At 65.9% G+C, this 24726-nt stretch carries 12 protein-coding genes, 1 other RNA gene and 2 pseudogenes; 8 read left to right on the plus strand and 7 right to left on the minus strand.

All coding sequences use genetic code 11. The features are described 5' to 3' along the window. The first annotated feature begins 11 nt into the window (after positions 1-11). The 3 genes and pseudogenes from ACCQ05_RS05195 to ACCQ05_RS05205 all read left to right on the plus strand — a co-directional run bounded on the left by ACCQ05_RS05195 (position 12) and on the right by ACCQ05_RS05205 (position 3705). A non-coding RNA gene (locus ACCQ05_RS05195) (sX9 sRNA) lies at positions 12-89 on the plus strand. 61 nt (positions 90-150) lie between these two features. After that, positions 151-2143: pseudogene (locus ACCQ05_RS05200) on the plus strand (TonB-dependent receptor). Continuing rightward, positions 2143-3705: a PepSY-associated TM helix domain-containing protein gene (locus tag ACCQ05_RS05205; RefSeq protein ID WP_372393127.1), complete on the plus strand. Its 1563-nt coding sequence runs from the start codon at positions 2143-2145 to the stop codon at positions 3703-3705. Before ACCQ05_RS05200 ends, ACCQ05_RS05205 begins: the two are co-directional and overlap by 1 nt. A gap of 51 nt (positions 3706-3756) precedes the next feature. On the opposite strand, the gene ACCQ05_RS05210 is transcribed toward ACCQ05_RS05205, so the two are convergent. From ACCQ05_RS05210 to ACCQ05_RS05220, 3 genes are all read right to left on the minus strand, one after another. After that, a complete protein-coding gene (locus ACCQ05_RS05210; protein ID WP_372393128.1) occupies positions 3757-4482 on the minus strand; it encodes a phosphoadenylyl-sulfate reductase in 726 nt (241 codons plus the stop codon). Beyond that, positions 4479-6185, minus strand: coding sequence for an assimilatory sulfite reductase (NADPH) hemoprotein subunit (cysI, locus tag ACCQ05_RS05215; protein WP_372393129.1), 1707 nt, complete (start codon positions 6183-6185; stop codon positions 4479-4481). Before cysI ends, ACCQ05_RS05210 begins: the two co-directional genes overlap by 4 nt. Before the next feature lie 123 nt (positions 6186-6308). Further along, positions 6309-8159 (minus strand): assimilatory sulfite reductase (NADPH) flavoprotein subunit, encoded by a 1851-nt coding sequence (locus tag ACCQ05_RS05220; protein ID WP_372393130.1) that lies wholly within the window; start codon positions 8157-8159, stop codon positions 6309-6311. A 178-nt stretch (positions 8160-8337) separates the two neighbouring features. On the opposite strand from ACCQ05_RS05220, the gene cysD reads away from it, so the two are divergent. From cysD to ACCQ05_RS05240, 4 genes are all read left to right on the plus strand, one after another. Then, a complete protein-coding gene (cysD, locus tag ACCQ05_RS05225) occupies positions 8338-9246 on the plus strand; it encodes a sulfate adenylyltransferase subunit CysD (RefSeq protein ID WP_372393131.1) in 909 nt (302 codons plus the stop codon). Next, complete coding sequence (gene cysN, locus ACCQ05_RS05230; protein WP_372393132.1) at positions 9246-11222, plus strand: sulfate adenylyltransferase subunit CysN; 1977 nt, start codon at positions 9246-9248, stop codon at positions 11220-11222. The genes cysD and cysN overlap by 1 nt, the downstream gene beginning before the upstream one ends. A gap of 256 nt (positions 11223-11478) precedes the next feature. Continuing rightward, positions 11479-12546: an efflux RND transporter periplasmic adaptor subunit gene (locus ACCQ05_RS05235; protein ID WP_372393133.1), complete on the plus strand. Its 1068-nt coding sequence runs from the start codon at positions 11479-11481 to the stop codon at positions 12544-12546. Further along, positions 12543-15668, plus strand: a complete 3126-nt coding sequence (locus tag ACCQ05_RS05240) for an efflux RND transporter permease subunit (protein WP_372393134.1) — start codon at positions 12543-12545, stop codon at positions 15666-15668. The genes ACCQ05_RS05235 and ACCQ05_RS05240 overlap by 4 nt, the downstream gene beginning before the upstream one ends. A 96-nt stretch (positions 15669-15764) precedes the next feature. Here ACCQ05_RS05240 and ACCQ05_RS05245 read toward each other — a convergent pair whose 3' ends face one another. The 4 genes and pseudogenes from ACCQ05_RS05245 to ACCQ05_RS05260 all read right to left on the minus strand — a co-directional run. Then, positions 15765-16415 carry a hypothetical protein gene (locus ACCQ05_RS05245; RefSeq protein ID WP_372393135.1) on the minus strand — a complete coding sequence of 217 codons (651 nt, stop codon included), beginning with the start codon at positions 16413-16415 and terminating at the stop codon, positions 15765-15767. 39 nt (positions 16416-16454) lie between these two features. Next, on the minus strand, positions 16455-19730 hold the full coding sequence (locus tag ACCQ05_RS05250; protein WP_372393935.1) for a hypothetical protein: 3276 nt from the start codon (positions 19728-19730) through the stop codon (positions 16455-16457). A gap of 777 nt (positions 19731-20507) precedes the next feature. Then, positions 20508-21149 (minus strand): DUF1629 domain-containing protein, encoded by a 642-nt coding sequence (locus ACCQ05_RS05255; RefSeq protein WP_372393136.1) that lies wholly within the window; start codon positions 21147-21149, stop codon positions 20508-20510. A gap of 114 nt (positions 21150-21263) precedes the next feature. After that, positions 21264-21916, minus strand: a pseudogene (locus ACCQ05_RS05260) (hypothetical protein); the annotation flags it as partial. Between the two features lie 90 nt (positions 21917-22006). On the opposite strand from ACCQ05_RS05260, the gene ACCQ05_RS05265 reads away from it, so the two are divergent. After that, a complete protein-coding gene (locus tag ACCQ05_RS05265) occupies positions 22007-24682 on the plus strand; it encodes a M1 family metallopeptidase (RefSeq protein WP_372393137.1) in 2676 nt (891 codons plus the stop codon). Positions 24683-24726 lie beyond the last annotated feature (44 nt).

A 24726-nucleotide genomic window follows, 5' to 3' on the forward strand; every position in this document is an offset into this window, starting at 1 on the left:
GCGCAATCGGCATGTACAAGACGTACACGCCGGTTCCGCGCCGCGCCGCCCACACCCACCTGACCACCGCTCGCGACGTTCTGTCAGCCGCTCTCCGTGCCGTTTCGGAACGGCAAAGGCTTGCTCATGCGTTGGGGATTGTTGAGAACGTTGTGGTGCGCGCCATCGTTGGCGCTGATGTACGGACCTGCCTGCGAACTGCAGGCGCAGCAGGCGGCATTGACGCTGGGCAAGGTGCAGGTCAGCGAGCCGGCCCAGCGCTTCCCGGGTGCTCAGTTCGGTGGATGTGATCGGCGGTGAACTACTGCACGATCAGCATGTGGATTACAGCTGGGAACTGCTGATGCGCGCGCCCGGCGTGCAGGTCACCCAGTTCCGCATGGGCACCGACGCAGGGCGGTTTTCCTTCCGTGGCTTCAATGGCGAAGGGCGGATCAACGCGGTCAAGCTGCTGATCGACGGCATCCCCAGCAACGACAATGCCGGCGGCATGCCGTATCTGGATGCGGTGTTTCCGCAGGACATCAGCGCCATCGAGATCGTGCGCGGCACCAACGACGCGCGCTACGGCTTGAACGCCATCGCCGGCAGCGTGGATGTGCTCACCCGCACCGGCGGAAACGATGGCCGCCTCAGCGTCACCGTCGGCAGCTTCGGCGCGCGCGAGGTGCAACTGGGCAAGGGCATCGAGCGGGGCGCCTGGAGCCAGAACTATGTGCTGGCCTGGCGCGATTCCGATGGTTATCGCGAGCATGCCGATGCGCGCAAACGCAGCGTTGCCGGCAAATGGTTCTACACCGACCCGGATGGCATGTTTCGTGCCGGGCTGACTACGCGCTACTACGACAACCACGCGTTGGAGGCGGGGTATCTGGATGCGGCCACCGCGCGTGCGGCGCCGCGCAGTTCACCGGCGTATGCCCAGGACGATCGCAGCGAACGCCGCGTGCGGCAGACCGCACTGCACGTGGATGGTGTGCTGGGTGCGGATGCGCAGTGGAGCGCCAAGGCCTACCAGAACGATTACCGCAACCAGCGTTGGGTGCGCTTTTCCGCCACCGGCCTGCAGCAGGAGCGCGACACCGATGAAACCCATCGCGGCGTGTTGCTGCGGGGCAACTGGCAGCCCGGTTGGGAGGTAATGGACACCAGCCTGGAAGCCGGCATGGATGGGCAATGGCAAACCAATCAGTCGCAGCGGTATCGCACCGCCGCGCGTGTGCGCGGCGTGCAGCTGCGCGATTGGAACTACGACCTGCGCACGCACGGCGCCTATGTGCAGGCGGTCCTCAAGCCGACAGAACGCCTGCAGCTGGTGCCCGGCTACCGCATCGATCGGATCGATGGCCGGCTGCACGATGTGCTGGCCGGCGTGTCTGCGCCCACTTACGACTACGGCAGTATCAGGCAGCCCAAGGTCAGCGCCAGCTATCGCGTGGGCGCGCAGGGCAGCGTCTATGCCAACTGGGGGCGCAGCTTCCAGATCGGCAGCGGTGATGGCGCGTACCGCCGGCAGCCTGCCAATCTCGGGCCATCGATCAATGACGGCTGGGAGGCCGGGTTCAAGTTTGCGCCGTCGGCGGTGCTGGATGGGCGGCTGGCGTACTGGGGGCAACGCGCCTCCGGCGAGGTGGCCACCATTCTTGGCGTCAATGGGGTTGCCGGCGTCGGCGACGTGGCCAACGTGGGGCGCACGTTGCGGCGTGGATGGGATGCGCAGTTGAATTTGCAGCCGGCCGAGCATTGGCGCGCATGGATGTCGTATTCGCGGCAGAAGGCCAGTATCGCCACGCCCGACCCGAGCGCGCCGGCCACGCGCGGCAAGGAGATCGAGAACGTGCCGCACTGGCTGGCCAGCGCCGGGCTGGAGTGGCAGGTCACGCCTGCCGTGCAGCTCAGCGCATGGGGCAATGCCCAAGGTGCTTATTTCCTGGAGCGCAGCAACACGCTGGGCCGCACCGGCGGCTATGCCCTGCTCAATCTGGGCGCGCGCTGGAGCGTGAACGCAGGCAATGCGCTGAGCCTGCAGCTGCGCAATGCGACCGATCGCGCCTATGTCTATGCGTGGTACGACAGCGGCAGTTCCGGCTACTCGCCGGGCGATGGCCGCGCGCTGTCGCTGTCCTGGGATTGGAGCTTCTGATGCGCGCACGCGTTGCTCATGACCGGGTCGTCCCGACGCCGCAGGATGGCCGCTGGCGGTTCTATCGCGCGGTATGGCGCTGGCACTTCTACGCCGGCCTGCTGGTGCTGCTCTTCATCATCTGGCTGGCGATGACGGGTGCGGCATTTCTCTATCAGGAAGCGATCGACCGTGGCGTGCACCACGCCCTCAAGGTGGTGCCGGTGGGGACGGCACGCGCCTCCGCACAGCAACTGGTGGAAGCGGCGCAGCGCCATCAGCCAGGCCGCCTGTTCCGCTACACCACGCCGAAGTACGCCGATGCCAGCGCCGAGATCGGGCTGGTGGATGCGCATGGCGCGCGGCAGGTGGTGTACGTGGACCCGTACCGCACGCGCGTATTGGGCAGCCTGCCCGAGCATGGCACGCTGGCCTGGACCATCCGCCGGCTGCACAGTCTTGAAGTGTTCGGGCCACTGGCGCGTGGGCTGATCGAAATGGCCGCCGGCTGGGCAATCGTGCTGGTGCTCACAGGTGCCTATCTGTGGTGGCCACGCGGGCGACGCGGTGGCGTGATCAGCGTGCGTGGTGCTCCGCAACAGCGGCTGTTCTGGCGTGACCTGCATGCGGTGACCGGTGCTGGCGTCGGCGCGGTGCTGCTGTTCCTGGCGCTGACCGGCATGCCGTGGTCGTGGCTCTGGGGCGCGCAGGTCAATCGCTGGGCCAATGGCCACGACTTCGGCTATCCGGCCGGATTGCGCGTGCAGCTCCCGATGTCGCAGCAGCGGCTCGCCGACAGCGGCGACACCGCGTGGTCGCTGCGCCAGGCGCGAGTGCCGGAATCTGTATTGCCTGGCCGCGCGGCGCGTGGAGATCATGGCGAGGAGCGCGGTGCGCAGCCGGATGGGCTGCATTCGGGGGTGATGCATGCAACCGACCCTCACCCCAACCCCTCTCCCGACGGGAGAGGGGCGAACATGCGCGCTCCTGCAGCGGAACACTGGGAACATTCAGAACACGCAACGCATGCGGGCGCAGCCAGCGTCGCTGCGCCTGGCCTTGCGGCGATAGGGCTGGACGCAGCGCTGGCGCGGTTCGATGCACTCGGCATGATGCAGGGTTACAGCGTCCTGCCACCGCGTGGTGGCTCAGGCGTGTATACCGCCTCGGTCTATCCGGCCGACCTGCAGCGGCAGCGGGTCATCCACCTGGATCAGTACAGCGGCGCGGTGTTGCTGGATATGAGATATCGCGATTACGGGCCGCTGGCGAAGATGCTGGAGTGGGGCATCAATGTGCACCTGGGCCAGCAATACGGCACTGCCAATCAGCTGATCCTGTTGTTTGCCTGCATGACGATCGTGCTGTTGTGCGTGAGTGCGGCGGTGATGTGGTGGAAACGCCGGCCGGTTGGCGGACTGGGCGTGCCGCCATTGCCGGCAGATCCACGTACGCTGCGTGGTCTGATGGTGCTGCTGGTGATCTGCGGGTTGATCTTCCCGCTGGTCGGCGTGTCGCTGGCGCTGATCTGGCTGTTCGACCGCTACTGGATGCGGCGCGCACGCGCAGATGCCGCTGCATGATGCTGCGTGCGCTCCCGGTGCAGGCACGCGGATCGCAGCACGCCGCTGCGGCTAGATGTCTTCGTGAATGCCGCACTCGCGCTTGAGCCCGAAAAAGCGCGTGTCTTCCTCGCGCATGCCCGGTTCCCAGCGGCGGGTGGTATGGAAATCGCCGATGGACACGTAGCCCTGCTCCCACAGTGGGTGATAGGGCAGGTCATGGGCCTGCAGGTATTGCCACACGTCGCGATCGGTCCAGTCGGCGATGGGGCTGACCTTGTAGCGGTCGCCACGCTTCTGCACGATCGGGGTCTGCGCGCGGCCGCCGGACTGGCTGCGGCGCAGGCCGGTGAACCAGGTGCCCACGTTGAGCTCGTCCAGTGCGCGCCGCATCGGCTCGACCTTGCGCAGGTTGTTGTACTGATCGATGCCGACCATGCCCTGCTCCCACAGGCGCCCGTGGCGTGCCTCCATCCAGGCACGGCTGACCAGCGGGCGATACACCTTGAGGTTGAGCTTGAGCCGGTCGGTCAAGGCATCGGCGAAGCGGTAGGTCTCCGGGAACAGGTAGCCGGTATCGATCAGGATCACCGGAATGTCTGGGCGCTGCTGGGACAACAGGTGCAGCGTCACTGCGGATTGCGCACCGAAGCTGGACGAGAGTGCGGCCTCCTGTGGCCCGTGCTGCAATGCCCAGGCGACGCGCTCGTCGGCGCGCAGGGTTTCCAGCTGCGCGTTGAGCGTGTCCAGGTCGTCCAGCGCCGAAGAGGTGTTCGATGCAGCGGGCAGCGCGGTCATGCGAGCAGTTCCAGGTCGAGGTGGCGGTGCGTGGGGTAGGGCGGCAACGCGATCAGGCCGCTGCGGTGCAGGAAATCGCCGAAGCCTTCGTCGCCGGGCAGGTCGCGTTCGGCCGCATAGCGCGCCAGCAGCGGATCCAGTGCGGCGAGGATGTCCGCTTCGGCGATGTTTTCGCGATACAAGGTGTTGAGGCGTTGGCCGCGGCGGTCGCCGCCCAGCATCAGGTTGTAGCGGCCGGGCGCCTTGCCCACCAGCGCGATTTCGGCCAGGTACGGCCGCGAGCAACCGTTCGGGCAGCCGGACAGGCGCAGCACGATGGGCGTGTCGGCCAGGCCGTGCCGTTCCAGCAGCGGCTGCAAGGCCGCGCTGAAGTCCGGCAGGTAGCGCTCGGCCTCGGCCATCGCCAGGCCGCAGGTGGGCAGCGCCACGCAGGCCATCGCGCCGCGCGCCAGCGCGCTGGCAGCGTGGTTGCCCGCATCCAGCGCGTACTGCGCGATGAGCGCGTCGATGCGCGCGCGCGCGCTGGCGGGCACGCCGGCGATGACCAGGTTCTGGTTGGGCGTCATGCGGAACTCGCCCATCTGCAACTGCGCGATCGCGCGCAGCCCGCTCAGGTGCGCGGCGGTTTCGGTGTCGGCAATGCGGCCGGCCGGCAGCGACAGGGTCAGGTGCCACAGCCCGTCTTCGCCCTCCACCCAGCCATAGCGGTCGCCGTTGTGGTCGAACGCAAAACGCTGTGCCGGCTGCAGCGCGAACCCGGCACGGCGCTCGATCTCGGCCACGATGGTGTCCAGGCCGTGGTCGTCGATGGTGTACTTGAAACGCGCCCGCTTGCGCACCGCGCGGTTGCCCAGATCGCGTTGGGTGGTGACCACCGCGGTGGCGATGTCCAGCAACTGCGCGCGGGTGACGAAGCCGATCACGTTGGCCACGCGCGGCCAGGTCTCGGCGTCGCCGTGGGTGGCGCCCATGCCGCCGCCGATGCTGACGTTGTAACCGAGCAGCTCGCCCTCGCGCAGGATCGCGATAAAGCCAAGATCGTTGGCGAACACGTCCACGTCGTTGAGCGGTGGCGCGGCAAACCCGATCTTGAACTTGCGCGGCAGATAGCGATCGCCATAGATCGGCTCGTCTTCGCTGCCGGAACCGGACACGCGCTCTTCGTCCAGCCAGATCTCGTAATACGCACGGGTATTGGGCAGCAGATGCTCGGACACGCGTGCCGCATCGGCATACAACGTGGCATGCGCTTGCGACAGCAGCGGGTTGGCGGCCACCTGCACGTTGCGATTGACATCGCCACAGGCGGCCAGGGTGTCGATCAAGGTGGCATTGATCGCCTGCATGGTGGCCTTGAGTTCGCGCTTGATCACGCCATGGAACTGGAACGCCTGGCGCGTGGTGATGCGCAGCGAATGATTGGCATAGCGCGTGGCGATGCCGTCCAGCGCCAGCCACTGGCTGGGCGAAATCACCCCGCCGGGCGTGCGTGTGCGGATCATGAACTGATACGCCGGTTCGAGCTTTTGCCGGCGCCGTTCATCGCGAATATCGCGGTCGTCCTGCTGGTAGCTGCCGTGGTACTTGATCAGCGTCTGGTCGTCCTCGCGCAGCGCCCCGGTCACCGCATCGGCCAGGCTCTGCTCCAGCGAGCCCCGCAGGCGGCGGCTTTCGGATTTGATGTCTTCGACGGAGTGGCTCATGACGGGATTCGGCATTCGTGATTCGGGATTGGCAACAACAACGCGCGGGCAGTGCCCACAAGACATAACGATCGCGGACATCCGCTGTTACACATCCCCAATCCCCACTCCCGAATCCCAGCCTCAATAGACATCGCGCGCATACCGCCCCTCCACCTGCAGCTGGGTGAGATAGGCGGCGGCATCTTCGGCACTGCGCGCGCCGTGGGTGGCGACGATGTCCAGCAGCGCGGCATGCACGTCCTTGCCCATGCCGATGGCGCCGCACACGTACACGTGCGCGCCGCCTTGCAGCCATGCATAGACCTGCGCGCCGCGTTCGCGCAGGCGATGCTGCACATAGACCTTTTCGCTACGGTCGCGCGAAAACGCCAGGTCCAGGGCATGCAGCTCGCCGCGTTGCAGGGCCTGCTGCCATTCGGCCTGGTACAGGAAATCGGTGTTGAAGTGCTGGGCGCCGAAGAACAGCCAGTTGCGGCCCCTGGCGCCAGTCTCGGCGCGTTCCTGCACGAAGCCGCGGAAGGGCGCCACGCCGGTGCCGGGGCCGATCATCAGGATGTCGCGGTCGGGGTCGGCCGGCACGCGGAAGCGTGCGTTCGGTTCGATGTAGACCGGCGCGGTGTCGCCTTCGGCCAGCGCAGCCAGAAAGCCGCTGGCCGAGCCCAGGTGCGCGTGGCCGTGGGCCTGGTAATTGAGTTCGTCCACGGCCAGGTGCACTTCCTCGCCCACGCGCTTGCGGCTGGAGGCGATGGAGTACAGCCGTGGGGTGAGCGGGCGCAGGCTCGCCAGCAGGCTGGCCTGGTCCCAATCCGCCGGCCAGCGGCGCAGCACGTCGATCACCTGATGATCGGCCAGCAGTGCCGCCAGGCCGGCGGTCTGGGTCGGGGCCAGCAGCGCCTGCAGCTCGTGGGCACGGGCGCGCTCGGCATGTACGGTAAGGAATGGCCGCGACAGCTTGGTCAGTTCGCGCCGGCTGCTCAGCCAGTCGCGCAGGGGCAGGGTGTCCTCGCCAACCGTGACCGTGGCATCGCCATCCAGGCGCACCGCCTGCAGCAGCGGTTCCACCAGGGCCGGCGGATTGCGGTGCACGATGCCCAGCGCATCGCCCGGCTCGTAGCTCAGGCCGCTGCCGTCCAGCGAGAATTCCAGGTGCCGCACGCGCTTACCTGGTTGCGCATAGACGCGGAAGCCCGGGCCCTTGAAGTCGCGCCCGCTGATGACCTGGTTGGCCAGCAGCTCGGCGCCGAACGGATGCTGGTGCGACCAGGCCGGGGCGGCGGGGCTGCTGCTGCGCAGTGGCGTGATCGTGGCCGAGTGCGGGCCGCTCTTGAGCTGCTCGCGTGCGTGCCTGAGCGCCTGCGTGCGCCAGGGGGTGGCCACGCTGTCGATATCCAGGTCGGCTTCGCCGCGCGGCTGCACACGGCTGCCACCCAGCTCGGCCAGGCGTTCGTCGATGCGCCGCGCGATCCCGCAGAAGTCCTCATAGCTGGAGTCGCCCAGGCCCAGCACCGCGTACTTGAGCTCGGGCAGCTTGGGCGCGCGGCGGCCGGTGAGGAATTCCACCAGGCCGATCGCATCGTCTGGCGGGTCGCCTTCGCCCTGGGTGCTGATCACCACGTACAGCAGGCGTTCGCTGGCCAGTTCTCGGGTGGGGTAGGCATCGGCACGCAGCAGCCGCACGGTCAGGCCCGCCGCCTCGGCGTCGGCGGCCAGCTGTTCGGCTTGCCGGCGGGCGTTGCCGGTCTGGCTGCCGTACAGCACGGTCAGGCGCTGGCTGTCCTGCGGTGCCGCCTGCGGCTGCCCGCCCGGCAGCACCGCCAGCGTGCGCGGCGGCTGGCCCTGGGCCAGCCCGGCGGTATAGCCGGACAACCACCACAGCGATGCGGCATCCAGGCCGTCGACCAGCTGCTCCAGCAGCGCCTTGCGCTCGTCGGGCAAGGGGCTGGGCGGTAGCGCGGAGCTGGCGGCAGTCATTCGGGTCCGGGGGCTTGGATGAGACCGACGATGTTAGGGAAGCGTTGCAGCCACCAGAAAGGAGCAGCCGTTATCGCGTTATGCCGGCCGCTTATTTCGGGCCGGCATCAGCCCGGCACACACTGCAGCGCCTTGCCCTACCATCGGTTGGCCTGCCACCGATGCCGACGACATCCCGATGACCCTGCTGCCGCTGTCCCATCTCGACCGGCTCGAAGCCGAAAGCATCCACATCCTGCGCGAAGTCGCCGCCGAATTTCGCGCGCCGGTGATGCTGTATTCGGTCGGCAAGGACAGCTCGGTCCTGCTGCATCTGCTGCTCAAGGCATTTGCGCCGTCGCCGCCGCCGATTCCGCTGCTACACGTGGACACGCGCTGGAAGTTTCGCGAGATGATCGCCTTCCGCGATCGCCGCGCGGCCGACACCGGCGTGGACCTGCGCGTGCACATCAACCCCGACGGCATCGCCCAGGACATCGGCCCGATCAGCCACGGTGCCGCGGTGCATACCGACATCATGAAGACCCAGGGCCTGAAGCAGGCGCTGGAGCAGGGCAGCTTCGATGCGGCGATCGGTGGCGCGCGCCGCGACGAGGAAAAATCGCGCGCCAAGGAGCGGGTGTTCTCGTTTCGCAACGCACGCCATCGCTGGGACCCGAAGAACCAGCGCCCGGAGCTGTGGAATCTGTACAACGCCCGCACCAGCCCCGGCGAGAGCGTGCGGGTGTTTCCGCTGTCCAACTGGACCGAGCTGGATATCTGGTTGTACATCTACCGCGAAAACATCCCGGTGGTGCCGCTGTATTTCGCCGCACCGCGCCCGGTGGTGGAGCGCGATGGCGCGCTGATCATGGTGGACGACGAGCGCCTGCCGCTGCACCCGGGCGAGACCCCGCAGCTGCGCTCGGTACGCTTCCGCACGCTGGGCTGCTACCCGCTCACCGGCGCGATCGATTCCACTGCCGACACGCTGGAAGCGGTGATCGCCGAAATGCTGGTCAGCACCAGTTCCGAGCGCCAGGGCCGCATGATCGACCACGCACCGGGCGCCTCGATGGAACAGAAGAAGCTGGAGGGGTATTTCTGATGGGCAGTGATTCGGGAGTCGGGATTCGGGATTGGCAAGAGCAACCCGCGGCGAGCGGGAAGGCGGAGGGGAGCGCTCTTGCGAATCCCCAATCCCCACTCCCCAATCCCGGCAGCATCGCTGCCTACCTCCAGCAACACGAAACCAAACCGCTGCTGCGCTTCATCACCTGTGGCAGCGTGGACGACGGCAAGAGCACCTTGATCGGGCGGTTGCTGTACGACAGCAAGCGCTTGTTCGACGATCAACTGGCGGCCCTGGAAAGCGACAGCCGCCGCCATGGCACCCAGGGCGAGGGCATCGATTACGCCTTGCTGATGGACGGGCTGGCGGCCGAGCGCGAGCAGGGCATCACCATCGATGTGGCCTACCGCTACTTCGATACCGACCGGCGCAAGTTCATCGTGGCCGATTGCCCGGGCCACGAGCAGTACACCCGCAACATGGCCACCGGCGCCTCCACTGCCGATGTGGCGGTGGTGCTGGTGGATGCGCGCAAGGGCTTGCTCACCCAGACCCGCCGGCACAGCTACATCGTGTCGCTGCTGGGCATCCGCCACGTGGTGCTGGCGGTCAACAAGATGGACCTGGTGGACTACGACGCGCAGGTGTTCGCCCAGATCGCAGAAGGCTACAAAACGCTGGCCGCACAGCTGGGCATCGTCGATGTGCAGTGCATCCCGCTGTCGGCGCTGGCCGGCGAAAACCTGTCCGGCCCGTCTACCCGCATGCCGTGGTATCAGGGGCCGCATCTGCTGCAGCATCTGGAAAGCGTGCAGCTGGAGTCGGAAGCGGACAGCGGCGGCCTGCGCCTGCCGGTGCAATGGGTCAACCGGCCCAATGCGCAGTTTCGCGGCTATGCGGGCACCATCGCGGCCGGACAGGTACGGGTGGGCGATGCGGTGGTGGTGGTGCCATCGGGGCGGCGCTCGCAGGTGGCCAGCGTGCTCGATGCCAATGGTGCGGTGGATGAGGCGCGCGCCGGTCAGGCGGTGACGCTGACCTTGTCCGACGAGATCGATATCAGCCGTGGCGACATCATCGCCGGCATCGACGATCCGCCCGAAGTGGCCGACCAGTTCGCCGCGCATCTGCTGTGGATGGACGATGCCGCGCTGCTGCCCGGCCGGCCGTACTGGCTGAAGATCGGCGCGCGCACGGTCACCGCCAGCATCAGCGAGATCAAGCACAAGGTCGATGTGAATACCCAGGAGCGCCTGGCCGCCAAGCGGCTGCAGCTCAACGAGGTGGGCTACTGCAATCTGTCGCTGGACGAGCCGATCGCGTTCGCGCCGTATGCGCGCAACCGGGTGCTCGGCGGCTTCATCCTGATCGACCGGCAGACCAACGCCACCGTGGCCGCCGGTACGCTGGAATTCGCGCTGCGCCGTGCCGGCAACGTGCACTGGCAGCATCTGGATGTGGACCGCGCCGCTCGGGCACGCATCAAGGGGCAGACGCCGCGCGTGCTGTGGTTCACCGGCCTGTCCGGCGCCGGCAAGTCCACCGTGGCCAACCTGGTCGACAAGCGCCTGCATGCGCTGGGCCATCACACCTTCATCCTGGACGGCGACAACGTGCGCCACGGGCTCAATCGCGATCTGGGCTTCACCGACGAAGATCGCGTGGAAAACATCCGCCGCGTGGCCGAGGTGGCGCGGCTGATGGCCGATGCCGGGTTGATCGTGCTGGTCAGCTTCATCTCGCCGTTCCGCGCCGAGCGCCAGCTGGCGCGCGAACGCTTCGAGGCGGGCGAGTTCGTCGAGGTATTCGTCGATGTGCCGCTGGCGGTGGCCGAGGCGCGCGACGTGAAGGGGCTGTACCGCAAGGCCCGCGCCGGGCAGATTCCCAACTTCACCGGCATCGACTCGCCGTACGAGGCGCCCGAGACGCCGGAGATCCATCTTCACGCCGACGGTGAGAATGTAGAGGCGCTGGCGCGCCAGGTACTGGGATATCTCGGGCTGGAGCGCTGAGCGCGACGCACGCGGCAGAGCGGGTAGCGGGCGGACAGGGCGGTGGGTACGCGATCGATGGGCACTACGGTGTACCTGCTCGCACTTGCCGCTTGAGTCCGTTTGTTGCTGCGCACATTGCGGCGGACGTCACGCTCGACAGCGCATCGTGACGCTGGCGACAAGGGTCGTTGGTCATGGTGCAAAGCGCGCCCTTTCCGGCAATTCAGGCCGGCGAGGTCGGTAAACTTTCGCCGTACCCCGCCAGGATGTTCTGATGCTTGTTCTGCCCAGCGCGCGTGTCTGCGTTGCGCTTCTGTTGGCCGTATGGCTGTCCGGTTGTGCCCGCCAGGCCAGTGCGCCGGCGGTGGCCAAGCCCATCCCGGTGGTGGTGCAGCCGGTGGCGGTGCAACCCTGGAACTCCACCGTGCAGTCCATCGCCACCGTGCGTGCGCGCGAGTCGGTGGCGCTGACTGCCGCGGTCAGCGATGTGGTCGAGCAGGTCTATTTCGACAGCGGCGACGAGGTCAAGGCCGGGCAGCTGTTGCTGCGCTTGCGCGGCAATTCGCAGCAGGCCGCGCTGACCGCCGCACAGGCCACCTTCGAGGAAACCGACCAGCTGTACCGGCGCCAGTTGAGCCTGGTGGGCCAGCAGCTGGTGGCCAAGTCCACGGTCGATACCCAGCGCGCGTTGCGCGATGCCGCCCAGGCGCGCGTGCAGCAGATGCGTGCGGAGATCATCGACCGCGAGGTGCGCGCGCCGTTCTCCGGCGTGCTGGGCATCCGCCAGATCAGTCCCGGTTCGTTGATCACCTCCAGCACGGTGATCGCCACGCTGGACGATGTGGCGCGCATGTACGTGGATTTCCAGGTGCCGGAATCGCAATTCGGCCTGGTGCAGCTGGGCAATACCGTCAACGGCACTGCGGCGGCGTATCCGGGAGAGCGTTTCGAAGGCAAGGTGGCGGCGATCGATTCGCGCATCGACGAGACCACGCGCTCGGTGACGGTGCGGGCGGATTTCCCCAACGATGATCGCCGGCTGCGCCCGGGCATGCTGCTGGATGTGCGGCTGTTGCAGCCGGCGCGGCAGGCGGTGGTGATTCCGGAAATCGCGGTGGTGCAGGTGGGACGCGAGTCCTATGTGTTCCGGGTCAAGCCCGACAGCAGCGTGGAGCGCGCCGACGTGCGCCTGGGCGAGCGACGCGACGGCAAGGTGGAAATCCTCGACGGCCTCAAGGCCGGTGAGCGCATCGTGGTCGATGGCACCGGCAAGCTGCGGCCCGGCCTGAAGGTCGCCGACCAGCCTGCGCCCGCGCCGGCCCCTGCGCAGGCCGCGCGATGAAACTCTCCGATCTGTCCATTACCCGCCCGGTGATGGCGGTGGTGATGAGCCTGCTGCTGATCGTGCTGGGGGTGATGTCGTTCACCCGCCTTACGCTGCGCGAACTGCCGGCGATCGACCCGCCCATCGTCTCGGTGGACGTGGAATACACCGGCGCCTCGGCCGCAGTGGTGGAAAGCCGCATCACCCAGGTGCTGGAAGACGCGCTGGCCGGCATCGAGGGCATCGCGACCATCGAGGCGCGCAGCCGCAACGGGTCCTCGGACATCAGCATCGAATTCGTGCCCTCGCGCGATGTGGAAGCGGCCGCCAACGATGTGCGCGATGCGGTCAGCCGCGTCTCCGACCGCATGCCCGACCAGGCGCGCCCGCCGGAGATCTCCAAGGTCGAGGCCGATGCCGACCCCATCCTGTGGCTCAACATGAGCTCCAGCACGATGGATACGCTGCAGCTGTCCGACTATGCCGAGCGTTATGTCGTCGACCGCTTCTCCAGCCTGGACGGCGTCGCGCAGGTACGCATCGGCGGCCGCCAGCGCTACGCGATGCGCATCTGGCTGGACCGCGACCAGCTCGCCGCGCGCGCGCTCACCGTCGCCGACGTGGAAGCGGCGCTGCAGAACGAGAACGTGGAACTGCCGGCCGGCAGCATCGAATCGGCGCAGCGCGACTTTACCCTGCGGGTGGAGCGCAGCTACCTCAAGCCGGAAGACTTCGCCAAGCTGCCGCTGAGCAAGGGCGAGGACGGCTATGTGGTGCGGCTGGGGGACGTGGCCAAGGTGGAACTGACCTCGGCCGAACGGCGCGCGTATTTCCAGAGCAACGGCGTGCCCAACGTGGGCCTGGGCATCGTGCGCAATTCCACCGCCAATGCGTTGGACGTGGCGCGCGAGGCGCGCGCACGCGCCGAAGAGATCCAGAAGACCCTGCCCAAGGGCACCACCATCTTCGTCGCCTTCGATACCACCACCTTCATCGACGCGGCAGTGGAACGCGTCTACCACACGCTGGTCGAAGCGGTGGTGCTGGTGCTGGTGGTGATCTGGGTGTTTCTGGGCAGCGCGCGCGCCGCCTTGATTCCGGCGGTCACCGTGCCGGTGTGCCTGATCGCGGCCTTCATCGCGCTGTATGCGTTCGATTTCTCGATCAATCTGCTGACCCTGCTGGCGCTGGTGCTGTGCATCGGCCTGGTGGTGGACGACGCCATCGTGGTGGTGGAAAACATCCAGCGCCGCATCGACCTGGGCGAGCCACCGCTGGTGGCCGCCAAACGCGGCACCGGCCAGGTCGCCTTCGCGGTGATCGCCACTACCGCGGTGCTGGTGGCGGTGTTCCTGCCGGTGGGTTTTCTGGAAGGCAACACCGGACGGCTGTTCCGTGAACTGGCGGTGGCGCTGGCGGCGGCGGTGGCGATCTCGGCCTTCGTGGCGCTGACGCTGACGCCGATGATGTCGTCGAAGCTGTTGCGCTCGCACGGGCAGGCCAAGCCCAATCGCTTCCATCAGTGGTTCGATGGTCGCATGCAGGCAGTGTCCGCTGCGTACGGCCGCTCGTTGGAGCGCCACGTGCAGCGCAGCTGGGTGTTTGCGTTGCTGATGCTGTTGGCGCTGGGCGCCAGCGCGTGGCTGATGGGCCGCATTCCCTCCGAGCTGGCACCGGCCGAGGACCGCGGCAATTTCCAGATCATGATCGACGGCCCGGAAGGTGCGGGCTTCGATTACACCGTGGGGCAGATGCATCAGGTCGAAGACATCCTGCGTCCGTATGTCGGCACGGACAAACCCATCGTGCGCGCCAACCCGCGCGTGCCAGGTGGCTTCGGCAGCAGCGAGGAAATGCACACCGGCCGCGTCAGCGTGTTCCTGCAGGACTGGGAAAAACGCACCCGCCCGACCACCGAAGTGGCCGACGAACTGCAGCAAAAGCTCAACGTGCTCACTGGTGTGCGTGCGCGTACGCAGGTCAGCGGTGGCCTGGTGCGCAGCCGCGGCCAGCCGTTCCAGCTGGTGTTGGGCGGGCCGGATTATGCCGAGATCGCGCAATGGCGCGACCGCATCCTGCAGCGCATGGAATCCAATCCCGGCCTGGTCGGCCCGGACTCGGACTACAAGGAAACCCGCCCGCAGATGCGCGTGAACATCGATCGCCTGCGTGCGGCCGACTTGGGCGTGCCGGTCACCGCGATCGGTGGCGCGCTGGAGGCGATGATGGGCTCGCGCCGCGTCACCACCTTCGTCGACAACGGCGAGGAATACGACGTAATGCTGCAGGCCGGGCGCGAGGGTCGCATGTCGCCGGAAGACCTCACCGCCATCCGCGTACGCTCCAGCCGTGGCGAGCTGATTCCGCTGTCCAACCTGGTGAGCTTGAGCGAAGTGGCCGAAGCCGGCACCTTGAACCGCTTCAATCGCCTGCGTGCGATCACCATTACCGCAGGCCTGGCCCCGGGCTACCCGCTGGGCGAAGCCATCGCCTGGGCGCAGCAGACCGCGCGCGAAGAACTGCCCGACTACGCGCAGGTGGACTGGAAGGGCGAATCGCGCGAATACCAGCAATCCGGCAGCGCGGTGCTGCTGACCTTCGGCATGGCCTTGCTGGTGGTGTACCTGGTGCTGGCGGCGCAGTTCGAAAGCTTTGCCCACCCGCTGGTGATCATGCTCACCGTGCCGTTGGCGGTGCTGGGCGCCCTGGTGGGCCTGTGGCTCACCGGCGGCACGCTCAATCTCTTCAGCCAGATCGGCATCGTGATGCTGGTGGGCCTGGCGGCCAAGAACGGCATCCTGATCGTGGAGTTCGCCAATCAGTTGCGCGACGAAGGCCGCAGCGTGCACGCGGCGATCGTGGAATCGGCCTCGGTGCGCCTGCGCCCGATCCTGATGACCTCCATCGCCACGGTGGTCGGCGCAATCCCGCTAGTGGTGGCCGGCGGGCCCGGCTCGGCCAGCCGCGCCACCATCGGCGTGGTGGTGATCTTCGGCGTCTCGCTGTCCACGCTGCTGTCGCTGTACGTGGTGCCGGCGTTCTACGGCCTGATCGCCCCGTACACCAAATCGCCGGAGGCACTGGCCCGTGAACTGGATGCGCTGGAGGCAAAGACCCCATCGGTGGGCGGGCATGCGTGAATCATGCCTGCTTCTGCGCTATTTCCCGTCACTGCTCTTTGAGGCCAACTGCATGTTCGGCCGTGAGTATCAGCAACATGAGGACGGCAAGAGCCATCACTGCGTGGACGGTGGTATACGCAGGTTGATCGCTCTGTATTGTCGTTGCTTGCCGTAACGCGGCCCGTTCTTTTCGAACGTGGCGCAGAGCCGCTCCTCTCCACAGGGGGCCAGGTCCGCTTGAGCGACCCGTTCCCAATAGTCGATCGAGGTGCGCAGCTGTGCGAGCTCGTGACGCTTCTCCTTGACGATGTCCACCGAGTAAGCCATCGCCCCCAACCCCAGCACGCCCGCCACCAGCATCGTGGCCGAGGCGATCCACATGCGCCGGGTGCTCCGAGTCTCCAACGTGTGCTGCGCCTGCATGTAACGCCGCGTGGCGTGCTGCAATGTCTCGTCGGCAGTGGCCATTTCTTTGTTGAATCGTTGGGCTGCCGGTTCCAGCGTCTGCGTCAACGCCTGATTGGTCAGCTGCGTCAGCCTCGGCAGCGCGTTCTCCAGCACGCGATTGATCTTGGAGTCGGCGCTGCCCACCGCGTTCTGGAGCACCTGGAGTTGCTCGGTAACCACCTCGCGCAACCGCTGTTCGCGCTGCTGCATGGATGCCACCAGGGTCGTCAGCACCTTGATGGTCTCCTGCAACGACGCGTTCGATGCGTTCAACATCGCCATCATGTCCGCCACTGCGGTAGCGTCTTGCCTGTCCATGAGGTCTCCTCAACTCAGTTGATCCCAGAAAAGTTTTGACTAACCACCGCCACCACCTCCACCGCCCCCGCCGTCTCCACCACCACCACCTCCGTCCCCTTGGGGACCGCTCTGCATCGGCCCCTTGGCGAACTCCGGCAGCGTCAGCACCATCACCGGCCCACGGCTAGTGTTGATCTCTGCCGAGACATCCATCCCCAGCGCCTGGCGTGTGGCGGCGAGCTCCTGGGCCTCCTGCTGGGCCTGCGCCTCCAGGAACTCGTTGCCTGTTTTGATCAGCGCCTGCGTTGCCGCGCTGTTGGCCACCCGGTTCAGGGCCTGCTCGATCGCCAGCTCGTTTTTGCTGTCGAGCGCGTAGAGCACTTCGTCGATGTCCGGGTCGCCGGTGATGGATTTTCGCTGAGTCTGCGACGCATCGTTTGGCGCATCCCCTGCCCCTGGACCGGTGAAGCGCTGGGCTAGAGGTGGGTAGGCATCGGTTTGCTCTGCCGCTTCACTGGGAGAGCGACGCGCTTGCTCGCGCTGCGGAAACTCGTCGACGCTAATGCCGTCCACGCTTCGGGTGCCGTCGCGAGCGAAGGGATAGGGTTCCCCGCGCTCGCGATACTCCCTCCATTCCTGGTGGAAGCGTTCGTCTTCTCGATCCGCCGCCTCAATCTCCTGTTGCAGTTGACGCAGCGAGCGCATGGTCTCCTCCAGGAACAGAGCACCTCCCGGGTCTGCGGCACTGCGATTCTGTTCCGGAGTTGATTGCGTTTGTTGGTTTTCTGCGTCAGCAGACCCGACGGACACGCGAGTGGCGGCACTGCTTGCCAATGACTGCTCACGCGCTTGCGCGAAGTGTTCTGGGGACAGCACCGGCGCACCATGATCAGCGAGCAAGGCGTTTGAAGGACGGGGCTGTTCGGCCTCGGCTTCTCGCTCAGGCGTGGCAGACGCTGTGGAAAGCGATGCAATCAACGGTTCTGCTGTCGCAGGCACTGTTGGGGCCATGGTCTGAACCGGCGCTGCCCCCTGCTCATGCGCCTCATCTTGCTGGCGCACCGACGCTTGCTCCATCTCCGCCGGCTGCGTTTGCACTTGGCGAGACAGCGCCGGGGACACCGCATCGGCTTGCACGCTCTGCACAGGTTGGTCGCCGGATTCCCGGCCCTTAGAGGGAGACACTTGGAGGTGCGCAGCATCGCGACTCTCCGAGGCCTGGCTTTCCAGCGCGCGTGCCGCTTCTTGTGCTTGATGCGGCTGGGCTTCGCCTGAACCAGGCGGCTGTGTCCGAGGGCCAAGCGTATGATGAGCCAAGTCTTCGCTTGCCTGTTGATTCAGCGCCTCTGGCAGCTGAAGTGCGTCTTCCTGCGGCAACCCGGGCCACGGCGTTTGTTGAGCCAGCGCGGCATATTGAGCGTGCGGGTGAGGGTCCGGTTGCGGCGAGGATTCCTGAGGCTGGGCCTGCTGCTGTTCGAGTCCTTGAAATTGCTGCTGCTGATCCTGTGCTTGCCGAGCCTGACCTTCCTGGGCCTCAACCTGCCTGGCTTCTTGAGCCTGGCGGTCTTGCTGCTCCCGCTGCTGGTTGTCTTCGGCTCGGCGTTCCTGTGCCTGCCTTTGCTGGGCGTCCCCCTCCTCACGCTCCTGCAGCTCGCGTTGCTGGCTGGCCTGTGCCTGCCGCTCTTTTAGTTGACGTTCTTCTAGTTCGCGCTGCTGCTCGGCTTGGCGTTGAACTTCCAACACGGCCTGCGCCTGGAACGCTTGTTCGCTTTGTGACCTGTCTTCGTGCTCAGGCTCTGCCTGCTGGAGGTGCTCGCGCACTTGCGCAGCGTGTTGCTCTTGCACGAGGCGATCTTGCTGTGCGCGTTCTTGCCGCGCCTGCGCCGCGACAGAAGCCTGCATGCGTGCCTGGATATCCAGAACTTGCTGTGGATTGGACGAATCGGAGGTCGAGGTGTCCGCATCTCCCGTCGCTTCGGGCGCCCGAGCAACAGTTGCCGATTCCTGTCGATGGCCTTTCGCCTCACTCAACGCCTGTCGGATCTCGTCGCTGCTGGTCACTGCAACCACACGAATCACCCCATCGCTGCCGCGCTGGAGGTGTGCAATAGGGCTGTCATAGCCGTATTGCCCCGACTCATTGCGCTGCAACTGCTGCATGGTCGGCCCGGTAATGCCGTTGGCCGCCATGGTCCGCTGCGAAGCTAGCTCTACGGCCTGCTGGGTCTGCGGGTTGACGTTCAAATCAACGCCGGCGGCCCGGTAACGATGCAGCAGTTCGTTGTGCTCCATCTGCGCAGCCGTCGGCGCGGGAAGTGCCTGGATCGCCGCCAAGGTTTCCTGGGCGCGCTCGATTGAGGGCTGCCGCAGTTGGTCGGTCAGCTCCAGCTCCACCGCCAGGTTGCCACTGGCGAGGCCACCCTTGCCAGCCCACTGCCCAGACTCGTTCCGCTGGTAAAGCTGAGCGTCCGAACCGAGCACCGCGCCGGGCTTGGCCTGGGCGGCTTGGACGGCCGCAGGCACTTCGACCCCGTAAGCCTGGGCACGTTGCGCGGCATGGTTTTCCAGATAGGCGGCGGCGATGGCTTCGCGTCCGGTGGCGATATTGCTTTCGATGCGGCCAAGGGCTTCTTGATTGAGCTGTCGTGCGCGTTCCGGGGGAGCGAGTTGGAGTGCATAGCTGCCAATCTCATCGGAGCCAGAGGCCGCTGTCCTGACTTGGCGCTCCCAGGTCTGACGCTCGGGATTGCGCTGCCAGTTTTGGTTGTCCAATCCGACTTGGTCGCTTGCCTGAGCTGGGAGATTGAACGGGTCCTGGGGCGGCGGCGCTTTGCCAAGCGCTAGTTCCACTGCCTTGGCGTTAGCCAGAGCACCCAACTCCTGGGATTTTTCGTAGCTCGCAACCACGGGCTGCTCGCCGCTCGTGCGCCGGCCATCCTGGGCGAGGTCAATGGCCGCTTCGCGCTGCCAATTGCGACCGTTGAACTGCCACTCCACGCCAGCTTTGTCGGTTTGGTGGTAGATGGCGCGGTTGTCCAGCAAGTCGGCGCCTTTATCGAACGCCTTGCTCATCAACAGCGCATCGCCGACCACCAACGCTGCCGGCACGAAGCCGCTGCCGCCCAGAGCCGCTGCGGTGGAGGCACCACCGGCCCAGCCGCCGACATTGCGCGCCAATGCATGGGTGACCTCGGACTGCGCGGCAGTGGCATTGCCTTGTTCCAGTAGCTCGGCAGAGCGGCGGGCGGTCACCACTGCGTCTGCGCCGGTTGTCAGCAAACCTCCCGAGCGCACCAGGGTGCTGGCCGACGCATTGCCCAGCAATACTTCCATGGAGGCGACACCGCTTTGACCCCGGGGAACGCGCAAAGGTCTGGCAGCCTCCTCTCCCAAGGTGTTTTCAATTACGGCGACACCACCTGGTGACAGCGTCAGCTTTCCACCGTGGTAAGCCTCGGAGATGGCTACGGATAGCCCGTGGCGTTGTAGTTCAATGTTGCCGCCTCTGGTCAGCGCCTGCCCCGATCCAGTGAAGTAATTGAGCGTGGAGACGATCCGGCCTTCGTTGTGCGTGACCAAGCCCCACTGTCTGTTTATGGCGCTAGCTTGACTATGTGCATCCACCTGACTGGAATTCTTGATTGCGTAGCCGTCGGGATCATCGAAGAACGTCTTTGTCTGCGTCCGCGCCTGATCAGTAGTTTGCCCAATCCCGGTGTTGGTGCGCAGGTCGCCATTGATGAGCCCAACTTGCATGGTGTCAGACATTCGCTGCACTTTGATCGCGATGCGATCCAGGGCCTCAGGATCGCCTGCCAGTGCCGCTTGTCCATCTTTGCTGAGTTCTAAACGTTCAAGGCGTGCTTGTAGGCCATAACGGTAATCGCCAAGAGGACCTCCGCTATGAGGCGAGACCCCCAAGGAATCGGCCAAGGTCTTGTCGTTGGGCATGTTGATCAGATTGGACGAAGCATCCATGTCGAAGCGACCGGTATCCCTGAGCGCTTTCAGCAGCCGGCTATACCCCATCGTTTGTTGCTCGATGGTGTGGTGTCCTTGAAACAGAGGCTTGCTCGGCATGGTTCAGTCCTTCCGTGCTGGCGTGCTGCGTCAGATATCGGATGCATCAATGAAGGAAATGCCGCTCAGTTCTGGATCTTCTGGCACTCCAGCGCGGTGAACCGCGGCCTTGAACACCTGGTCACAGACAACGAACAAGCTATACGGCGTCAAAAATACATGCGCGCCCCCAAGTGCCTCACGCTTGAACGCTAAGCTAGCTCCCCCTCCAGTCGCGTAATACTTTCCATTCACGAAATCATCGTCGATTTCGATTTTGAGTTTCGAGTTATCTTCATCCACAGCGTCTAGGACGCGCACGACATCACAGAGGAAATACTGTGGGCCTTGTGCACCGTTGCGCAAGCGAACGTCGCATTCGGCGAAAGCGAACGCATCGTTATCTACCGAAACCATGGCCTCACGTAGTCGTTCTGAGACGAGCCAATAGCCGCTGAATCCTCCCTCCAGATCACGTGGCTCGGGGCCCTGGGAAGGATCTAGAACAAGTTTTGGCTTTTCGCGCAGCGGAGGGAATCCACCGCCTAAGGGACGCAAGATTAGGCGCGGCGGTGTTAATAGCTTTTGGACGTTTTCGAAGGCCGCGCCCCTAAAGGGCCTATTGCTTTCCAAGTCGGGGCCAAACACAAAAAATTCGCCTGCATTGGGTTGATTGGCCGTTGTCGTTTCCATGCGTCGCGTCCCGTTCTTGAATCATGTCACCAGAATCATTGCGAAAAGCCTAGCGTCGCCGGCGTATCTTGGCAGACAGTGCAACAGTAGCGCCTTACCCGCTAGTTTGCATTTTTTGGCTTGACGCTCCCACGCCAGACTCGCGGGATTGCGCCGCCACTTCTGGTTGTCCAATCCGAATTGGTCGCTTGCCTGATCAGGGAGGTTGAACGGGTCTGAGGGTGGTGGGACGTTGCCCAACGTCGGCTCCACCGCCTTGGTCCTGACCAGCGCACCCAACTCCTGTGATTTCTCATCGCTGGAACCACGGGCTGCTCGCCCGATGTGCGGCCATCATCCTGGGCGAGCTCGATAGCCGCGTCGCGCTGCCAGTTGCGACCATTGAACTGCCACTCCACGCCGGCCCTGCCGGTTTGGTGATAAATGGCGCGGCTGTCTGGCAAATCGGCGCCTTTGTCGAACGCATTGCTCATCCGCAGCGCATCGCCGAACACCAACGCCCACGGCACGAAGCCGCTGCCGCCAAGCGCGACCGCGGTGGAGGCACCGCCGGCCCAGCCGCCGACGTTGCAGGCCAGTGAATGGGTGATCTCGGCTTGCGCGGCAATGGCATTGCCTTGCTCCAGTGACTCGGCCGGGCTGCAGGCGGTTGGCACGGCGTCTGTGCCAGTGGTCAGCAAGCCGCTGCAATGCACCAGGGTGCCGACTGGCGCTGGAAACATGGCAGGGAGGCAGCGAGGCGCTGACCTTGGAGAGCCTGCAAACATTCGGTGGCACAATCCCACAATGACGAAGGTCACATGACAGTCACCGCCGCCTGTGATCGACTTCGGCGGTTACCTCGACCGGAATCGCCGATGCGCCCTCTTGCCTGCCTGCTTGCTCCTTCCCTTCTTGCGTTGTGCTGCGGCACCGCGCTGGCGCAGTCCTCCGGCGAGCCGGTGCCCAATGGTCGGCTACCGAAGTGGGCGGTGCCCGAGCGCTACAGCCTGGCGCTGAAGATCGACCCGGACCAGGCGCAGTTCAGCGGGCGCACCACCATCCGCGTGCAGCTCAAGCACGCCTCCGATCACCTGTGGCTGCATGGCAAGGAGCTGAAGGTCAGCAAGGCCACGGTCAAGCCCGGCAAGGGCAAGGCGCTGACCGCGCGCTATGTGCAGGCCGATGCGCAGGCCGGTGTGGTGCGCCTGGATTTCGGCCGCACGCTCAAGCCGCAGACGCTCACCGTGGACATCAGCTACAGCGCGCCGCTCAACCAGCAGCTGCAGGGCCTGTATCAGGTGAAGTACCAGGGCAATGCCTATGCGATGACGCAGATGGAACCGATCAGCGCGCGCTACGCGTTTCCCGGTTTCGACGAGCCGGCGTTCAAGACGCCGTTCGACATCAGCCTGACCGTGCCCAAGGACGACCAGGCGCTGGCCAATACCATCGCCACCTCGACCAAGCCGGCCGGCAAGGGCTGGAAGACGGTGACCTTCGCGCCGACCGTACCGCTGCCCACCTATCTGGTGGCATACGCGGCCGGCCCGTGGGATGTGGTGGATGTGCCCGCAATGCCGGCCACGCCACAGCGGCCCGCCGCCACCCCGTTGCGCGGTATCGCCGCCAAGGGGCAGGGCACGCGTATCACGCCGGCGCTGGATCAGACCCCGGCGATCATCGCCGCGCTGGAGGACTACTACGCGTTCGGCTATCCCTTCGATAAGCTCGATCTGGTCGCCGCGCCGGATTTCAGCGCCGGTGCGATGGAGAACCCCGGCTTCGTCACCTTCCGCGACTGGCTGTTGTTGCTGGACAAGGATTCGCCAGCGGAGAACGTGCAGCGCTCCTTCAATGTCAACGCGCACGAGCTGGCGCACCAGTGGACCGGCGACACCGTGACCATGGCGTGGTGGGACGACCTGTGGCTCAACGAGGCATTCGCCACGTGGATGCAGCAGAAGATCACCATGCAGCTGCATCCGGAATATCACGCCAACCTGGATCGTATCGGCGGTGCGCAGTATGCGATGAACAACGACAGCCTGGTCAGTGCGCGCAAGATCCGCCAGCCGATCACCGGCAACGGCGATATCGAAACCGCTTTCGACGGCATCACCTACCAGAAAGGTGCGGCCGTGCTGGCGATGTTCGAAGCCTTCGTCGGCGAGGAGGTGTTCCGTGAGGGCATGCGCGCCTACATCGCCAAACACAAGTTCGCCAACGCCACTGCCGACGACCTGATCGATGCGATCGCCGAAGCGGCCGGCAAGGACGATGCGTTCAAGGCCGCCTTCCGCAGTTTCCTCGACCAACCGGGCGTGCCGTACCTGCAGACCCAGGTGGCGCGCGCCGGTGGCAAGACCGTGGTCAACCTGCAGCAGCAGCGCTATCTGCCGGTGGGCTCCACAGGCTCCGCCGCGCAGCAGTGGGGCGTGCCGGTGTGCGTGAAGTACGGCAAGGGCAAGAACCAGGTGGGGACTGCCTGCCAGCTGCTGGACAGTGCCAGCGGCAGCATCGTGCTGGAAGGCGCCGGCAAGAACACCTGGGTGTTCCCGAACGCGCGTGGCGCCGGCTACTACCGTTTCAGCCTGCCGAAGAAGCAGCTGGCCGCACTGGGCAAGCAGATCGGCCAGCTCGACGACAGCGAGAAGCTCGCCTATGCCGATGCGATCGATGCGGCCTACCGCCATGGCGATGCCGACAGCGATGCGGTCCTGGCGGCGATCAAGCAGCTGGCGCCGTCCGCGTCGGCCGCTGTGTCCACCGCGCTGGTGGAACGCATGGTGTGGATCTGGCAGCACCAGGCCAGCACCGACGCGCAGCGCGCTGCATTGCGCAAGGTGGCCGAGCAGGCCTACCTGCCGCGCCTGCGCCAGTTGGGTTACACGCGGCGCAGCGGCGAGTCGGTCGACGAGGTCGCGTTGCGGAGCTCGCTGGCCAGCCTGTTCGGCCTGCGCCTGCGCAACCCGGAAGTGCGCAAGGCCTTGCTCGCCCAGGGCGATGCCGTGCTGGCCGGCGGCAATGGCGCGCTGGACTTTTCTGCGGCCAATCCCGACCTGCTCGGCCCCGTCTTGGCGGTGACCGTGCAGGAACGTGGCGCCGCCGCGGTGGATGCCTTGATCGCGGCACTGCGCACGCATGCCGATCCGGCGCAGCGCAACGCGATGATCGACGGGCTGGGTGCGGTGCAGGATCCGGCATTGCTCAAGCGGGTGCGGGATTTTGCGCTCACCGATGCGATCAAGGTCGGCGAGATGAAGAGCCTGCTGCGTCGCGGCCATGCCGAGCAGGCATCGCATGCGTCGATGTGGCCGTGGTTCACCGCCAACTTCGACCGCATCGTGCAGCGCAGCGGTTCGTTCGATGGGGGCGGCTTGCCGGCGCTGGCTGCCAGCGGTGGCTGCAGCAGCGAAGAGGCCGAGCGCCTGGAGGCGTTCTTCAAACCGCGCCTGACCGCCCTGAGCGGTGCCGACCGCGGCCTGGCCCAGACTGGCGAGAGCATCCGCCTGTGCGCCGCGCTCCAGCAGGCACAGACCGCCAGGCGTTGAGGCCCGTGCACCGGGCTCGAGCGCTGGGCCCGGGCATGGCAGTG

The sequence above is a fragment of the Xanthomonas sp. NCPPB 3582 genome, from assembly GCF_041475735.2.
In the GTDB taxonomy this organism is placed as follows: Bacteria; Pseudomonadota; Gammaproteobacteria; order Xanthomonadales; family Xanthomonadaceae; genus Xanthomonas; species Xanthomonas codiaei.

Coding starts and splice junctions, on each gene's coding strand:
- ACCQ05_RS05250 (WP_372393935.1), bottom strand. CDS start 19,730: ATGGAAGTATTGCTGGGCAATGCGTCGGCCAGCACCCTGGTGCGCTCG.
- ACCQ05_RS05245 (WP_372393135.1), bottom strand. CDS start 16,415: ATGGACAGGCAAGACGCTACCGCAGTGGCGGACATGATGGCGATGTTG.
- ACCQ05_RS05235 (WP_372393133.1), top strand. CDS start 11,479: ATGCTTGTTCTGCCCAGCGCGCGTGTCTGCGTTGCGCTTCTGTTGGCC.
- cysI (WP_372393129.1), bottom strand. CDS start 6,185: ATGAGCCACTCCGTCGAAGACATCAAATCCGAAAGCCGCCGCCTGCGG.
- ACCQ05_RS05210 (WP_372393128.1), bottom strand. CDS start 4,482: ATGACCGCGCTGCCCGCTGCATCGAACACCTCTTCGGCGCTGGACGAC.
- ACCQ05_RS05265 (WP_372393137.1), top strand. CDS start 22,007: ATGCGCCCTCTTGCCTGCCTGCTTGCTCCTTCCCTTCTTGCGTTGTGC.
- ACCQ05_RS05205 (WP_372393127.1), top strand. CDS start 2,143: ATGCGCGCACGCGTTGCTCATGACCGGGTCGTCCCGACGCCGCAGGAT.
- cysD (WP_372393131.1), top strand. CDS start 8,338: ATGACCCTGCTGCCGCTGTCCCATCTCGACCGGCTCGAAGCCGAAAGC.
- ACCQ05_RS05220 (WP_372393130.1), bottom strand. CDS start 8,159: ATGACTGCCGCCAGCTCCGCGCTACCGCCCAGCCCCTTGCCCGACGAG.
- ACCQ05_RS05255 (WP_372393136.1), bottom strand. CDS start 21,149: ATGGAAACGACAACGGCCAATCAACCCAATGCAGGCGAATTTTTTGTG.
- cysN (WP_372393132.1), top strand. CDS start 9,246: ATGGGCAGTGATTCGGGAGTCGGGATTCGGGATTGGCAAGAGCAACCC.
- ACCQ05_RS05240 (WP_372393134.1), top strand. CDS start 12,543: ATGAAACTCTCCGATCTGTCCATTACCCGCCCGGTGATGGCGGTGGTG.